Origin of the sequence: Streptomyces sp. NPDC057271, from assembly GCF_042668715.1 — a bacterium.
Lineage (GTDB): Bacteria > Actinomycetota > Actinomycetes > Streptomycetales > Streptomycetaceae > Streptomyces.
The window spans coordinates 1-14,464 of sequence record NZ_JBHUYJ010000045.1; the positions used below are offsets into that span (position 1 = coordinate 1).

14 protein-coding genes and 1 pseudogene are annotated in these 14,464 nt (G+C 70.9%); 10 read left to right on the top strand and 5 right to left on the bottom strand.

The window, feature by feature from the left end; all coding sequences use genetic code 11:
- Nucleotides 1–201: pseudogene (locus ACFUJR_RS21285) on the top strand (IS4 family transposase); the annotation flags it as partial.
- A 172-nt stretch (nt 202–373) separates the two neighbouring features.
- On the opposite strand, the gene ACFUJR_RS21290 reads toward ACFUJR_RS21285, so the two are convergent.
- On the bottom strand, nt 374–805 hold the full coding sequence (locus ACFUJR_RS21290; protein WP_383165740.1) for a DUF1992 domain-containing protein: 432 nt from the start codon (nt 803–805) through the stop codon (nt 374–376).
- A gap of 101 nt (nt 806–906) precedes the next feature.
- Nucleotides 907–1,110, bottom strand: a complete 204-nt coding sequence (locus tag ACFUJR_RS21295; protein WP_003967102.1) for a cold-shock protein — start codon at nt 1,108–1,110, stop codon at nt 907–909.
- A 269-nt stretch (nt 1,111–1,379) separates the two neighbouring features.
- On the opposite strand from ACFUJR_RS21295, the gene ACFUJR_RS21300 reads away from it, so the two are divergent.
- On the top strand, nt 1,380–2,252 hold the full coding sequence (locus ACFUJR_RS21300) for a menaquinone biosynthetic enzyme MqnA/MqnD family protein (protein WP_383165744.1): 873 nt from the start codon (nt 1,380–1,382) through the stop codon (nt 2,250–2,252).
- 43 nt (nt 2,253–2,295) lie between these two features.
- Here ACFUJR_RS21300 and ACFUJR_RS21305 read toward each other — a convergent pair whose 3' ends face one another.
- The gene (locus tag ACFUJR_RS21305) at nt 2,296–3,336 is read right to left on the bottom strand and encodes an alpha/beta hydrolase (protein WP_383165747.1); all 1,041 of its coding nucleotides are present in this window, start codon (nt 3,334–3,336) and stop codon (nt 2,296–2,298) included.
- Nucleotides 3,337–3,536: 200 nt separating this feature from the next.
- On the opposite strand from ACFUJR_RS21305, the gene ACFUJR_RS21310 reads away from it, so the two are divergent.
- The 6 genes from ACFUJR_RS21310 (at nt 3,537) to ACFUJR_RS21335 (ending at nt 10,593) form a co-directional block, all read left to right on the top strand.
- On the top strand, nt 3,537–5,459 hold the full coding sequence (locus ACFUJR_RS21310; protein ID WP_383165749.1) for a protein kinase: 1,923 nt from the start codon (nt 3,537–3,539) through the stop codon (nt 5,457–5,459).
- A gap of 60 nt (nt 5,460–5,519) precedes the next feature.
- Nucleotides 5,520–6,722, top strand: coding sequence for a cyclic dehypoxanthinyl futalosine synthase (gene mqnC, locus ACFUJR_RS21315; protein ID WP_383165752.1), 1,203 nt, complete (start codon nt 5,520–5,522; stop codon nt 6,720–6,722).
- A 7-nt stretch (nt 6,723–6,729) separates the two neighbouring features.
- Nucleotides 6,730–7,404 carry a hypothetical protein gene (locus ACFUJR_RS21320; protein WP_383165755.1) on the top strand — a complete coding sequence of 225 codons (675 nt, stop codon included), beginning with the start codon at nt 6,730–6,732 and terminating at the stop codon, nt 7,402–7,404.
- A gap of 91 nt (nt 7,405–7,495) precedes the next feature.
- Nucleotides 7,496–8,191, top strand: a complete 696-nt coding sequence (locus ACFUJR_RS21325) for a demethylmenaquinone methyltransferase (RefSeq protein ID WP_383165758.1) — start codon at nt 7,496–7,498, stop codon at nt 8,189–8,191.
- 3 nt (nt 8,192–8,194) lie between these two features.
- Entirely contained in the window at nt 8,195–9,112 is a 918-nt protein-coding gene (locus ACFUJR_RS21330; protein ID WP_383165761.1) for a glutaminase, read from the top strand.
- Between the two features lie 194 nt (nt 9,113–9,306).
- Nucleotides 9,307–10,593, top strand: a complete 1,287-nt coding sequence (locus ACFUJR_RS21335; protein ID WP_383165764.1) for a geranylgeranyl reductase family protein — start codon at nt 9,307–9,309, stop codon at nt 10,591–10,593.
- Here ACFUJR_RS21335 and ACFUJR_RS21340 read toward each other — a convergent pair.
- Nucleotides 10,559–11,554, bottom strand: coding sequence for a helix-turn-helix domain-containing protein (locus ACFUJR_RS21340; RefSeq protein ID WP_383165767.1), 996 nt, complete (start codon nt 11,552–11,554; stop codon nt 10,559–10,561). The genes ACFUJR_RS21335 and ACFUJR_RS21340 overlap by 35 nt on opposite strands.
- An 87-nt stretch (nt 11,555–11,641) precedes the next feature.
- Here ACFUJR_RS21340 and ACFUJR_RS21345 point away from each other — a divergent pair, with 87 nt between their 5' ends.
- On the top strand, nt 11,642–12,514 hold the full coding sequence (locus tag ACFUJR_RS21345) for an NAD(P)-dependent oxidoreductase (RefSeq protein WP_383165770.1): 873 nt from the start codon (nt 11,642–11,644) through the stop codon (nt 12,512–12,514).
- Nucleotides 12,515–12,593: 79 nt separating this feature from the next.
- On the opposite strand, the gene ACFUJR_RS21350 is transcribed toward ACFUJR_RS21345, so the two are convergent.
- Nucleotides 12,594–13,418, bottom strand: coding sequence for a C40 family peptidase (locus ACFUJR_RS21350; protein WP_383165773.1), 825 nt, complete (start codon nt 13,416–13,418; stop codon nt 12,594–12,596).
- 680 nt (nt 13,419–14,098) lie between these two features.
- Here ACFUJR_RS21350 and ACFUJR_RS21355 point away from each other — a divergent pair.
- A complete protein-coding gene (locus ACFUJR_RS21355) occupies nt 14,099–14,458 on the top strand; it encodes an NADH-quinone oxidoreductase subunit A (protein WP_030494815.1) in 360 nt (119 codons plus the stop codon).
- Nucleotides 14,459–14,464: the final 6 nt, after the last annotated feature.

Below are 14,464 nucleotides of genomic sequence, written 5' to 3' on the forward strand. Positions count from 1 at the left end.
GTGGAGCAGGAGATCTACGGCTTCCTCCTGGTGCACCACGCCATCCGGCAGCTGATGCACCAGGCCGCCACCGGCCGGGGCCTTGATCCCGACCGCCTCTCCTTCACCCGGTCCCTGCGGATCGTGCGCCGCCAGGTCCCGGCCCAGGCGGCGTTTTCCCCCCGGCAGACTCGCCCGGGCACTGACCCGCACCCTGGCTGAGATCACCGAACGCCTGCTGCCCGCCCGCCGTCATCGGACCTGCCCCGAGTGATCAAACGCAAGATGTCGAACTGGCCGCTCAAACGGGCCGAGCACCGCAACCGGACACCAACCGCACCGAACACCATCACCACCACCCGACAAGGCACAACCTAAGTCACCGGCATTGCGACTAGGCCTGATCCTTCTCCGTTCGTGCCGCTTGTCCCTCCCGGGCCGCCCGCCACTCCCTCAGTACCGTCTCCACCTCGAACGGCTTGAGGTTCAGCGGCGGACCCGCCGGCGGGCGGAGCAGCGCCGCGGCGATCTTGGTGTTGATCTCGCCGAGGATCCGGCGGACCTGGGACTCCGAGACGGCCCGGTCGACCGCCTCCCGCGCGTCCTCGGCCTCCTTGCGCAGCGCCAGCGAGGGCGGGAGGACGGGCGTGCCTTCGCGGTGCAGCTTGCTCTTGACCCACCACAGCGCGTCGTACGGCGCGGTGTCGTCGTCGAGCGGTTTGCCGAAGCCGGGCAGGTTCCGGAACTCGCCGCGCTCCGTCGCCTCGCGGATCTGCTTGTCCACGAACGACTCGAAGCTGACCCCGGGCGGCTTGCGTTCGGTCATGTGTCCAGACTAGAAGGCAGGAGCCCCGCTCGTGCCCGAAAGCACGGAGCGGGGCTCCTTGGGTACTTCTCTAGCCGTGCGCGATCGCCGACCCGGGCAACTTAGGCCGGGGTGACGTTCTCCGCCTGCGGGCCCTTCGGGCCCTGGGTGACGTCGAAGTTCACGACCTGGTTCTCCTCGAGGGAGCGGAACCCGGACGCGTTGATCGCGGAGTAGTGGACGAAGACATCCGGGCCGCCGCCGTCCTGGGCGATGAAGCCGAAGCCCTTTTCAGCGTTGAACCACTTGACGGTTCCGGTAGCCATAAGCCCTCCTTGGGCCAAAGGGTTGCCCTGCTCCAGAACCTGAAACAAGTCTGAAAACTACAAAAGCCTGCGGGTCACATGCTCCGCAGGCTCTGTACTGCAAGGGAAACCAAACTGCAACTTGCGATGAGCGTAGCACGCAGGGTGTGCGTGGCACTAGAGGGAAAGATCACGTCACTCACACGTTTGACGAACTCCCGATGTGCTGACGTCCGGGCCTCGCGTGGCCCCGTCGACGTCCACCGTGCGAGACGGGCTAGCCTCGCGCTGTGGACAATGCAACCGATGACCACCCGCGCAGCCGGCCCCGCGTCGGACACATCCAGTTCCTGAACTGTCTGCCCCTCTACTGGGGCCTGGCGCGCACCGGAACGCTGCTCGATCTGGAGCTGACGAAGGACACGCCGGAGAAGCTCAGCGAGCGGCTGGTGGGCGGCGCGCTCGACATCGGCCCCATCACCCTCGTCGAGTATCTCCGCAACGCGGACGATCTCGTCGCCCTGCCGGACATCGCCGTGGGCTGCGACGGCCCCGTCATGTCCTGCGTGGTCGTCTCCCAGCGGCCCCTGGAGCGGCTCGACGGCGCGCGGGTGGCGCTCGGCTCCACCTCCCGTACCTCTGTACGGCTCGCGCAGCTGCTGCTCGCCGAGCAGTACGGCGTACGGCCCGACTACTACTCGTGCCCGCCCGACCTCGGTCTGATGATGCAGGAGGCGGACGCCGCCGTCCTCATCGGCGACGCCGCGCTGCGGGCCTCCCTGCATGACGCCCCGCGGCTCGGTCTCCAGGTCCATGACCTGGGGCTGATGTGGAAGGAGTGGACGGGACTGCCGTTCGTCTTCGCCGTGTGGGCGGCGCGCAAGGACTTCCTGGCCCGCGAGCCGGAGACCGTGCGCGAGGTCCACGAGGCGTTCCTGGCCTCGCGGGACCTGTCGCTGGTGGAGGTGGCCAAGGTCGCCGAGCAGGCCGCCCGCTGGGAGTCCTTCGACGCCGAGCTTCTGGAGCGGTACTTCCGGACCCTGGACTTCCGTTTCGGCCCCGAGCAGCTGGCGGGGGTACGGGAGTTCGCTCGCCGGACCGGTCCGACGACCGGCTTCCCGGCGGACGTACGGGTCGAGCTGCTCGGCGCCACGCGGCGCTGACAGGTCAGGGGGCGTACGGGTCGAGCTGCTCGGCGCTGACGGGTCAGGGGGACGGGACCGGTCCCTGCATCTGCCGGCTGATCCACGCGAGAGAACCGTCCCCCATGCCCTGGACGTAACTCTTCGCGTTGTGCCCGCCGCCCTGGATGACCTGCAGCCGGGTCTTCACCGGGCCTTCGGTGTGGTTCCTCATGAAGGACTTCAGGCGGCCCATGCCGGACTCCTCGGTCCCGATCTGGAACGCGAGACAGACCCGGTTCTCCTCCCTGTCCGGCTTGGCGCCGAGCGCCTCGGCCAGCTTCTCCGGGTTGTTCGCCTGCCGCTCGGCCTCGTGCCCCGCCCACAGCGGGGAGTCGGGGACCGTGTCCGGGCCCGACGCGATCACCGCCTTGAACCGGTCCGGCCGTTGGAGCACGGTCTTGAGCCCGGCGAAGCCGCCCGAGGACGAGCCCATGAAAGCCCAGCCGTCACGGGACGCGAAGGTACGGAAATTCGCCCGGACGAAATCGGGCACGTCCTCGGCGAGCCAGGTGCCCATTCTCGGCTGCCCGGGTATATCGCTGCCGTCGTAGTAGTAGTTGTCGTCCGGGTTGAGGACGGGCATCACGACAATGAACGGCAGGCTCTTTCCCTCCTGCGCCCACGCGCTGATGCTGGACTGGAGTTTGAGGTCCGTACCCATCCAGTAATTCATCGGATAACCGTTTCCGCCCGGCAGTGCCACGAGGACCGGGAAGCCGCTGTCGGCGTACTTCGGGTCGAAATACTGCTTCGGTGCCCACACCCACACCTTGCCCGTGAAACCGGACTTCGCGCCCGCGAGCGTGGTCACGCCGATCTTGGTGCCGTCGTCCAGGGTGTTGGCGGTCGTGAAACTCGCCTTGGGGCCGGTGGGGAGAACCGTTTCGGGGCCTCGCCCGTCGCCGTTCTTCGAGACGCCCCCGGCACCGGCGCCCTGCGCCCGCGACGTCGACTCCGGGGTGTCGAACGTGACCGGCGCGCCCTCGCCCGAGCAGCCGGTCACCAGTGCGGCGGCCGTACCGAGGGCGAGGGCGGTGGCGAGGTACCTGGGGAGGCGGGACATGGGGCGACTCCGGGTGTTTCGGACACGGCGGGTGATTACGGAAGGGAGGAGGGGCGTGGTGGGCGATCGGTTGGCTGGGTACGGTTCCGAATCGTGGTGATCCGGCCCACGGTTCGGTGACACAGTCGGCCTACGGGGCCCGGTGAACGGTCGGCCCACGGCCCGGCCCGGTCCACGTTTCGGTCCATTCAGGGGGAGAGATGCAGCCGCTCGACGCAGGGGAGCCGAGGACCATCGGCGCCTACCGGCTCCTCGGCCGACTCGGTTCCGGCGGGATGGGGCGTGTCTATCTGGCCCGCAACGAGGGCGGCCGGACCGTCGCCGTCAAGATCGTGCACCCGCACTTCGCCCTGGACGAGCAGTTCCGGGCGCGGTTCCGGCGCGAGGTCGAGGCCGCCCGCCGGGTCGGCGGCCGGTGGACCGCGCCCGTCCTGGACGCCGACCCCGAGGCGCCCGTGCCGTGGGTCGCCACCGGGTACGTCGCCGGGCCGACGATCGCCCGGGCCGTGGAGGCGGTCGGCCCGCTGCCCGAGCACACGGTACGGACGCTGGGCGCCGGCCTCGCGGAGGCGCTGGCGGGCGTGCACGCGCTCGGCCTGGTGCACCGTGACGTGAAGCCCTCGAACGTCCTGGCCACCCTGGAAGGCCCCCGGCTCATCGACTTCGGCATCGCGCGGGCCACGGACGGCACGGCGTCGCTCACCGCGAGCGGGGTCTCGATCGGTTCGCCCGGCTACATGGCGCCCGAGCAGATCGTCGGCCAGGGCGCGTCCGGCGCGTCCGACGTCTTCTCGCTCGGTGCGGTCCTCGCGTACGCGGCGACGGGCGCACCGCCCTTCCCCGGGGACACCTCGGCCGCCCTGCTCTACAAGGTGGTCCACGAGGAGCCCGAACTGGGCGCGCTGGAGGGGGATCTGCGCGAGCTGGTGGCGGCGTGCCTCGCGAAGGACCCGGCAGCCCGCCCGGCCCCGTCCGCGCTCGCGGCCGCGCTGGCCCCCGCGGGTGCGGCCGCCCTGGTGTCGGCGGGCTGGCTGCCGACCCCGCTGGTGGAGCAGATCAGCCGGACGGCCGTGCAGCTCCTGGAGCTCGACGCGCGTACGGGAGGGATCGGGGCCGATCCGAACGCCTCGGGCCCCGTGCCCTTCACGGCCCCTTCGGCGTGGGAGCCCGCCCCCGAGGGGCCCACGACCGGTCCGCCGTCAGGGGTCTTCGGCCCGCCGCCTCTCCTGACGCCGGGCGGGCCGGACGGTCGCCCCGGCCCGCCCGCTCCCGAGCCAGGCGCCTTCGGCCCGCCCGCTCCCGAGCCAGCCGCCTTCGGCCCGCCCGCTCCCCGGCCAGCCGGCGCCTTCGGCCCGCCGCCCTCCTCGTTCTCCCCGAACGCCTCGTTCTCCTCGGACTCGCCCGACTTCCCGATCACCCCGGCCGGGGGTCAGGACTCCACCGCCCCCGGCGGCGAAGCCCCCCGGTGTCGGCAGGCCACGCTCTCGCTCGCCGCGGGCCGGCGGGTCAGCTGCACGGTCGCGCTGGCCGTCGCCGGTGCGCTCGCCGGGGTGACCCTGGGGGCGGGGTACCTCTTCGACCTGATGCCCGGCGGGCGGCGCGCCGCCGACGCCGGCAAGACCGGCGGGAGCACGGCGAGCCCCCCCGCCGGCACCGCGCCCACGAACAGGACCCCGACCACCGGGCCCACGCCCACCCCGACAGCCACTCCGACCGCCACCCCGACAGCCACTCCGACAGCCACCCCGACCGTCGGCTCGGTCCCCGCCGCCTTCGTCGGCACCTGGACCGGGCCCACCACAGAGCGCAACGGCTCGCCGCACGGGACCCTGACCGCCGTGGTCACCAAGGGCGGTACCGGTGAGGACGTCGTCCGCACCACCCACACCATCAGCATCCTCGGCACCACCGTGCGGTGTCACGGCATCGGCGAACTCGGCTCCGCCACCGCCACCGAACTCCGGATCGAGGACCGCACCGACCCCGACCGCCCCGGCACCGAGGGCCTGTGCACCACCGGCGAGTCCTCCTTCACCCTCACCCTCACCCCCGACGGGACGCTCCGGTACCGCTCCGACGAGGTGGCCGCGGGCCGCCCGAGCGGCACCCTGCGGAAGTCCTGAGAAGCGCTGGCGTAGGCTGGCTCAGTCCTTAGATTCCACCCTCCGAAAGGGACTCAGCCGGTGACCGAGAAGGCCGACCTTCAGTCCGTCCTCGACCGCGCCGCAGAGGGTGGCAGGATCACCCCCGAGGAGGCGCTCGACCTCTACCGCTCGGCGCCGCTGCACGCGCTGGGCGCGGCGGCCGACGCCGTTCGCCGCCGCCGCTACGCCGGTACGGAGCACATCGCGACGTACATCATCGAGCGGAACATCAACTACACGAACGTCTGCGTGACGGCCTGCAAGTTCTGCGCCTTCTACGCCCCGCCGAAGGACACCGCCAAGGGCTGGACCCGCGACCTCGACGACATCCTGCGCCGGTGCGCGGAGACCGTGGAGCTGGGCGGTACCCAGATCATGTTCCAGGGCGGCCACCACCCGGACTTCGGCGTCGAGTACTACGAGAAGCACTTCGCGGCCATCAAGAAGGACTTCCCGCAGCTGGTCATCCACTCCCTCGGCGCGTCTGAGGTCGAGCACATGGCCCGCATCTCGGGCGTCTCCGTCGAGGAGGCGATCACCCGCATCCACAAGGCCGGTCTCGACTCGTTCGCCGGTGCCGGCGCCGAACTGCTGCCGGAGCGCCCGCGCAAGGCGATCGCCCCGCTCAAGGAGAGCGGCGAGCGGTGGCTGGAGATCATGGAGATCGCGCACGGCCTGGGCGTGGAGTCGACGTCCACCATGCTGATGGGCACCGGCGAGACGAACGCCGAGCGCATCGAGCACCTGCGGATGATCCGTGACGTGCAGGACCGGACGGGCGGCTTCCGGGCCTTCATCCCGTACACGTACCAGCCCGAGAACAACCACCTGAAGGGCCGCACGCAGGCCACGCTCTTCGAGTACCTGCGGATGATCGCGATCTCCCGGCTCTTCATGGACAACATCGCCCACATCCAGGGCTCGTGGCTGACCACGGGCAAGGAGATCGGCCAGCTGACACTGCACTACGGCGCGGACGACCTCGGCTCGATCATGCTGGAGGAGAACGTCGTCTCCTCCGCGGGCGCCAGGCACCGCTCCAACCTGCGCGAGATGATCGACATGATCCGTACGGCGGACCGGGTGCCGGCGCAGCGCTCCACGACGTACGAGCACCTCGTCGTCCACGACGACCCGGCGAACGACCCGGTCGACGAGCGGGTCACCTCGCACATCTCCTCCACAGCGTTCGACGGGGACGCCGCGGCGCACCCGGAGCTGAAGCTCCTGAACGCCAACTGACGCCTCCGTGCTGACGATCCACGCCGCGGACCTGGTGCTGCCGGGCGGCGGCCACGCCCCCGTGCCCGGCGGCGCCGTCGTCGTACGGGACGCGGAGATCGCGGCCGTCGGCCCGTACGAGGAGGTGTCCGCCGCCTTCACCCAGGGTCTCGGCTCCGCCCGAACAGGGGGGACCCCCATGGCGGCGCGGGTACGGCGGTGGCCGGGCGTCCTGACACCGGCGCTCCTCCAGCCGTTCGGCCCCGAGCTGTTGGAGGAGACCTACCACCCGGACCCGCGTGAGGCGGACGAGCTCGGCACCGAGCCGATCACCGGCGCGGCGCTCGACCGGCTGGGACCGGACGAGAGCCGCTGGGGCCCGAGTGCCCGGCGCGGCCTCCAGCGGATGCTGGCGCACGGCACGGTGGCTGTCGCCGGGACGTACACGCGTCCGGCGGTCCAGGAGGCGGTGCGCCGGTCGGGGCTGATCACGGCGGGCCGGGCCTCCGCGCCGGCGGGTGTCCCCGCCCTCGACCCGTACGCGACGGGCGGCCCCGTCGTGCACACCCACGTGCTGCTGCCCGGCAACCACGCCCGGTTCGCCGTCTTCGGCGTCGCGGACGAGGCCGAACTCCTCGCACGCGGTGCGTCGACCTGCGTGGCCACCGTCCTGGGCGGACGACTGCTGTACCGGTCCCGCTGACCGCACCCGGCATGCCCGCCGTCGCCCCGGGTGGGCCGCCTGCGAGAATGAGCGGGCCCGTCCGTACCCAAGTCTGCGAGGCAGAGCGCCGGTGACCCGAGCATCCCTGGACAAGCAGCCGCACGAAGTCGCCTCGATGTTCGACGACGTGGCGGCGAACTACGACCTCACCAACGACGTGCTCTCGCTCGGTCAGGACCGGCGCTGGCGCAAGGAGGTCGCCAAGGCCGTCGACGCGCGCCCGGCGCAGCGGATCCTGGACCTGGCGGCCGGGACGGCGACCTCCTCGCAGCCCTTCGCCCGCGCGGGGGCGTACGTCGTGCCGTGCGACTTCTCCCTGGGGATGCTCCAGGTCGGCAAGAAGCGGCACCCGTGGATGCCGTTCACGGCCGGCGACGGGATGCGTCTCCCCTTCCGCGACGACGTCTTCGACGCCGTGACGATCTCCTTCGGCCTGCGCAACATCCAGGACACCGAGGCGGCGCTGCGCGAGCTGTACCGGGTGACGAAGCCCGGCGGGCGGGTCGTGATCTGCGAGTTCTCGCACGCGACCTGGGCGCCGTTCCGCACGGTGTACGAGGAGTACCTGATGCGCGCCCTGCCGCCGGTGGCCCGCGCGGTCTCCTCCAACCCGGACGCGTACGTCTACCTCGCCGAGTCCATCAGGTCCTGGCCGGACCAGCCGACCCTCGCCGGTCTGCTCCAGAAGGCCGGCTGGGGCCGCGTCGCGTGGCGGAATCTCAGCGGCGGCATCGTCGCGCTGCACCGAGGCCTGAAGGCCGCCTGACGCATGGAGCCGAACTACCAGACGGTTCTGACGCAGATCGCGTCGGAGATCGCCCCGCTGGTCGGGGCCGGAGCCCCGGCCGCGTACATACCGGCTCTCGCGTCCGTGAACCCGGCGCAGTTCGGGATGGCCCTGGCCGACGTCGACGGCGGGCTGTACGGAGTGGGGGACTGGCGCACCCCGTTCTCCGCGCAGTCGATCACCAAGGTCTTCGCACTCGCCCTGGCGCTCGCCGAGGGGGGTGGCAGCCTGTGGGAGCGGGTCGGCAGAGAGCCCTCCGGCAACCCGTTCAACTCGCTGGTGCAGCTGGAGTACGAGAACGGCATCCCGCGTAATCCGTTCATCAACGCGGGTGCGCTGGTGGTCACCGACCGGCTGCAGACCCTGACGGGCGACGCGAGCAGCGAGGTGCTGGAGTTCCTGCGTCAGGAGAGCCAGAACCCGGACCTGGGCTTCGACGCCGAGGTGGCGGCCTCCGAGCACGAGCACGGCGACCGGAACGCGGCCGTGGCCCACTTCATGGCCGCGTACGGCAACATCGACAACCCGGTGCCGGCCCTGCTCGACCACTACTTCTGGCAGTGCTCGATCGAGACCAGCTGCGCGGACCTCGCCCTGGCCGCCCGCTTCCTGGCCCGTCACGGCCTGCGGGCGGACGGTTCCCGTCTCCTGTCCCGCAGCGAGGCCAAGCAGATCAACGCGGTGATGCTGACCTGCGGAACGTACGACGCGGCGGGCGAGTTCGCCTACCGCGTCGGGCTGCCCGGGAAGAGCGGGGTGGGCGGCGGGATCGTCGCGGTGGTCCCGGGGCGCTGCGCCCTCGCGGTCTGGAGCCCCGGCCTGGACGAGCGGGGCAACAGCGTGGCGGGCGTCGCGGCCCTGGACCGGTTCACGACCCTGACCGGTCTGTCGGTCTTCTGAGGCGTACGGCGAACATGGCGCCGTACGCCTGAAGGCCTCGCGGTGAGCGCGCGTGCCAGGCGGCGTGTGCTCCGCGGGCCCCCGCGACACGGACCCACGCCGGGCCCTTCGATTCGCGCTCTCGCCCCCTGCATAGACTGGGTCCGTCCCGTGCTGTAGCGGCACGCCTCATCGAGCCTCCGGGAGATCCCGCAGTGACCGAGCAGCCTCTCTCCGAGCACAGCGCAGACGTGATCGTCGTCGGGGCGGGCCCGGCCGGATCCACGACGGCGTACTACCTGGCCAAGGCCGGGCTCGACGTCCTGCTCCTGGAGAAGACCGCGTTCCCGCGCGAGAAGGTCTGCGGCGACGGGCTCACGCCCCGCGCCACCAAGCAGCTCGTCGCCATGGGGATCGACATCTCCGAGGAGGCCGGCTGGCTGCGCAACAAGGGCCTGCGCATCATCGGCGGCGGTGTCCGGCTCCAGCTGGACTGGCCGGACCTCGCCTCGTACCCCGACTACGGACTCGTCCGTAAGCGCGACGACTTCGACGAGCAGCTCGCGCGCCAGGCGCAGAAGGCCGGCGCGCGGCTGTACGAGCGCTGCAACGTCGGCGCCCCGGTCATCGACGACCGCACCGGCCGCATCACGGGCGTGCACGCCAAGCTCGGCGAGGAGAAGCGCGAGGTCACCTTCCACGCGCCGCTCGTCGTCGCCGCCGACGGCAACTCGACCCGGCTCTCCCTCGCCATGGGCCTGCACCGGCGCGAGGACCGGCCGATGGGCGTGGCCGTACGGACGTACTTCACCAGCCCCCGCCACGACGACGACTACCTGGAGTCCTGGCTGGAGCTGTGGGACCGGCGCGGCCCGCAGGACCGCCTGCTGCCGGGCTACGGCTGGATCTTCGGCATGGGCGACGGCACCTCCAACGTCGGCCTCGGCATCCTCAACTCCTCGTCCGCCTTCCGTGAGCTGGACTGGCGCGAGGTCCTCAAGGCCTGGTGCGCCTCGATGCCGGAGGACTGGGGCTTCACCCCGGAGAACATGACGATCCCGATCCGGGGCGCCGCGCTGCCGATGGCCTTCAACCGCCAGCCGCACTACACCAAGGGCCTGCTGCTCGTCGGTGACGCGGGCGGCCTGGTCAACCCGTTCAACGGCGAGGGCATCGCGTACGCCATGGAGTCGGGCCAGATCGCGGCCGACGTCATCGTCCAGGCGCACGCCCGCGCGACCCCGGCCCAGCGCGAACTGGCCCTGCACAACTACCCGAAGATCCTCAAGGACACCTACGGCGGGTACTACACGCTCGGCCGTGCCTTCGTGAAGATCATCGGCAATCCGAAGATCATGAAGATCGCGACCCAGCGCGGCCTGACGCACCCGGTCCTGATGAAGTTCACGCTGAAGATGCTGGCCAACCTGACCGACCCGACGGGCGGCGACGCGATGGACCGCATCATCAACGGTCTGTCGAAGGTGGCCCCGAAGGCCTGAACGCCTTCCGGTACCCGGACGGGGACACCCCGACGGCACGGGTGAAGTGGCGGCGCAGGTTGGCCGCCGACCCCAGGCCGCTGTGGTCACCGACCAGCTCCACGGGCAGGTCGGTGCACTCCAGCAGGGACTGGGCCCGGGCCACGCGCTGCTGGAGCAGCCACTGCAGCGGGGTGGTCCCGTACTCCTCGCGCACTCTCCGGTGGAAGGTGCGCGGGCTCATCCGGGCCCGCCGGGCCAGCTCCTCCACGGTCAGCGGCTCGGCCAGGTGCTCGGTCGCCCACTGCAGTACGGGTCCCAGGCTGTCGTCGTCGCTCGGCGGGAGCGGGGCCTCGATGAACTGGGCCTGGCCACCGGGACGGTGGGCCGGGACGACGAGGCGGCGGGCGAGCTGCCCGGCGACGGCCGCGCCGAGGTCGGTGCGTACCAGGTGCAGACAGAGGTCGAGCGCGGCGGTGGCTCCGGCACTCGTCAGCACCGTTCCCTCGTCCGTGTAGAGCACCGAGTCGTCCACGATCACCCCGGGGTGGCGGGCCGCCAGGTGGGCGGTGTGCTGCCAGTGGGCGGTGGCCCGGCGGCCGTCGAGCAGCCCGGCGGCGGCGAGCGCGAAGGCTCCGGTGCACAGCGAGACCATCCGGGCACCGGAGGCGGCCGCCGCGCGCAGCGCCTCGACGAGTTCGGCCGGCACCTCCTCGCCCTCCTCGACGACCGCGTCGGGCACGGAGGGCACGATGACGGTGTCCGCGCCGACGAGTCCGTCGAGACCGTGGGTGGTGCGCAGGGAGAAGATCCCGCCGTGGCCGGAGTCCCCGCAGAGCCGCAGCTCGTACCAGGGGTCGGCCAGGTCGGGATGCGGGATGCCGAAGACCCCGCACGCCAGGGAGAGTTCGTACAGCTCCCAGAGCGACGTCCCGGTCCGCCGGTCCGGTACGACGGCGATGGCCACCACCCCTGTGCTCATGCCCTCGACCGTACGCCAGGAGTGCGGCAGGAATCGTGCGGTCGCCGTCGGTCCCGCCACTGTCGGCCGGATTCCGCCGCTGCGAGCGTGGATCCCATGAACGCACAGAACGTCACGGTCATCGGTCTCGGGCAGATGGGCTCCGCCCTCGCCGACGCCTTCCTCGCCGCCGGCCACCCCACCACCGTCTGGAACCGCACGCCGGCGAAGGCCGACGCCCTGGTCGCCCGGGGCGCCGTCCGCGCCGCCACCGTCGCCGAGGCCGTCGCCGCGAGTGATCTCGTCGTGGTCTGCGTCCTCGACCACACCGCCGTACGCGAACTCCTGGCCCCCGTCGCCGACTCGCTGCGGGGCAAGGCCCTGGTCGACCTCACCACCGGTTCGCCCGAGCAGGCCCGCGACGAGGCGCGATGGGCCGTTGAGCACGGCATCGGCCATCTCGTCGGCGCCGTCATGACGACCCCGCCGGGGGTCGGCGACAGCTCCAACATGATCCTCTACGCGGGTGCCCCCGAGCTGTTCGCCGCCCACCGGGCGACGCTCGCGGTCCTGGGCGACCCGGTGGACCTCGGTCCGGACGCGGGGCTCGCCTCGCTCTACGACGCCGGGCTGCTCGGCCTCATGTGGTCCGTCTTCGGCGGCTGGCTGCACGCCACCGCCCTCGCGGGCGCGGACGGGGTGCCGGCCCGGGACTTCACGGCGGTGGCCACCCGCTGGCTGTCGACGGTCTCCTGGTTCATGACGGGGTACGCCGAGCAGATCGACGCCGGGGAGTATCCGGGCGCGGACGCCACGATCGACGTCCAGGTGGCGGCGATCGGGCATCTGCTGCACGCGGGGGAGGCGCGGGGCATCGACGACCGGCTGCCGAGGCTGCATCTGGAGCTGATGCGCGCCGCGGTGGAGGCGGGCCACGGCGGGGACAGCTACGCCCGGATCATCGAGGCCTTCCGCAAGTAGGGCATATCTACCCCAAGCAGCGAAGGCCGTCACTCCCCCGAGGAGTGACGGCCTTTCGCGTACGTCGGCGTACGGACGATCAGAGGATGCGGACCGCGCCGGAGGGCCTGTCCCAGTCCAGGGAGCGCTCGACGACACCGGTCGACGGGTTCTGCGCGCCCACGTACTTGCCGCCGCCCACGTAGATCGCCACGTGGTACGAGCCGCTGCGGCTGCCCCAGTACAGGATGTCGCCCGGCTGGAGGTTGCTCAGCGAGACGGAGGTGCCCATGGACGACTGCTGGTACGAGATGCGCGGCAGGTCGACGCCGGCCTGGCGGTAGGCGGCCTGGACGAGACCGGAGCAGTCCCAGGAGTTGGGGCCGGTGCCGCCGGAGATGTAGGCGTCGCCGATCTGGGCGCGGGCGAAGGCCACGATCGCGGCGGCGGACCCGGTGGGGGCGCTGTTGCTGTACGAGGAGCCGCTGTCGGAGGAGCCGGAGGACGAGGAGAGCGTGGTGCGCTCCTGGGTCCGGGAGGCGCGCTCGCGGGCCTCGGCGCGGGCCTTCTCGGCCCTCTCCGCCTTCTCGGCCTCCGCCTTGCGGTCGGCCTCGGCCTTGGCCTTCTTGGCCTCCTTGGCGGCCTTCTCCAGAGCGGCGTTCTCCTGGGCCTGGAGGCTCAGGTCGAGGGCCTCCTGCTGGGAGGCCTCGGCGGAGGCGGAGACGGCGCTCGCCAGGTCGGCGTCGAGCGAGCCGAGCGTGGGCATCTCGATGGTCTCGGTCACCGGCTCGGCATTCGCCGGCCCGGCAGCACCGGCCACCGCGATGGTGCTGAGGACGCCACCGGCAACTCCGGCGCGGAGCGCGAGCTTGGAGGCGCTTCGGCGGGGCTTCCGGTGGCTGGGTATGTGAGCGGTGTGGGACATGAGTACAACCGCTATCAGGGCTTCACGGTTCCCTTCAAGAAACGTGGGTTGCGCCACAGTTACGTTCGGAACCACCTAATCCGCTTATCCGGCGCCCTTATTGACGCCGTAACGGACAATACGGGCGCGCCTCATCTGGGCCTTGATCACGGGTTTTCAATGAAACGTCCGAATTGACCGCCACTTACCACCTCTTCACACCGATGGCCAAGCCCCGTTTTCTCGGGGGCGGAATGATGTGATGCAGGTCACAGTATGGCGTCCATCAGGCGGTCGGGCCGCTCGTGAATCGGTGCACACGTCCACTTCGCTCCCGCGGGACCCCCGACCGGGCGACGGACCGGTCCTTTATCACCCGACAGAGTCCATCGCCAATTTGCTTGTAGACGCCACCCCTTGATAGTGCGACACCCCTCCGACCAGCGGTTTCCGGTCCGGATGTCACATCTGGTGATCACATGGGCGCTTCGAGTGCCAAGATCACCGCTCATCCGACTTCATGATCCTTCGTCAGGTGGTGGAGATCACAAAGCCGTTGCCGTACCCCGTGTCGCAGATCACAGAGGGGCGGGCATAGGATGCGGGGCAGTCGGGCTTGTGAACTGCCTCACATGGGGGCGATCTTCCGCGGCCCGACCGTGCGGTCCAACGGTCAAGGACGACTGGAAGGAGCGAGGAGCGTGAATGCGTACGCGCCCATCCTCGTGCTCGGTGCCCTGGGTGCGGGGTTTGCGATCTTCTCCGTGGTCATGGCCACGCTAATCGGCCCAAAACGGTACAACAGGGCAAAACTTGAGGCATACGAGTGCGGCATCGAGCCGACGCCCACTCCGGCCGGAGGCGGCCGCTTCCCCATCAAGTACTACCTGACGGCGATGCTCTTCATCGTCTTCGACATCGAGATCGTCTTCCTCTACCCCTGGGCGGTCACCTTCGACGCCCTGGGGCTTTTCGGGCTCGTGGAGATGCTGCTCTTCGTGCTCACCGTCTTCGTCGCCTACGCCTACGTGTGGCGGCGCGGCGGCCTGGAATGGGACTGAGGGGCT

Coding starts and splice junctions, on each gene's coding strand:
- ACFUJR_RS21290 (WP_383165740.1), bottom strand. CDS start 805: ATGACCGAACGCAAGCCGCCCGGGGTCAGCTTCGAGTCGTTCGTGGAC.
- ACFUJR_RS21295 (WP_003967102.1), bottom strand. CDS start 1,110: ATGGCTACCGGAACCGTCAAGTGGTTCAACGCTGAAAAGGGCTTCGGC.
- ACFUJR_RS21305 (WP_383165747.1), bottom strand. CDS start 3,336: ATGTCCCGCCTCCCCAGGTACCTCGCCACCGCCCTCGCCCTCGGTACG.
- ACFUJR_RS21310 (WP_383165749.1), top strand. CDS start 3,537: ATGCAGCCGCTCGACGCAGGGGAGCCGAGGACCATCGGCGCCTACCGG.
- ACFUJR_RS21330 (WP_383165761.1), top strand. CDS start 8,195: ATGGAGCCGAACTACCAGACGGTTCTGACGCAGATCGCGTCGGAGATC.
- ACFUJR_RS21340 (WP_383165767.1), bottom strand. CDS start 11,554: ATGAGCACAGGGGTGGTGGCCATCGCCGTCGTACCGGACCGGCGGACC.
- ACFUJR_RS21350 (WP_383165773.1), bottom strand. CDS start 13,418: ATGTCCCACACCGCTCACATACCCAGCCACCGGAAGCCCCGCCGAAGC.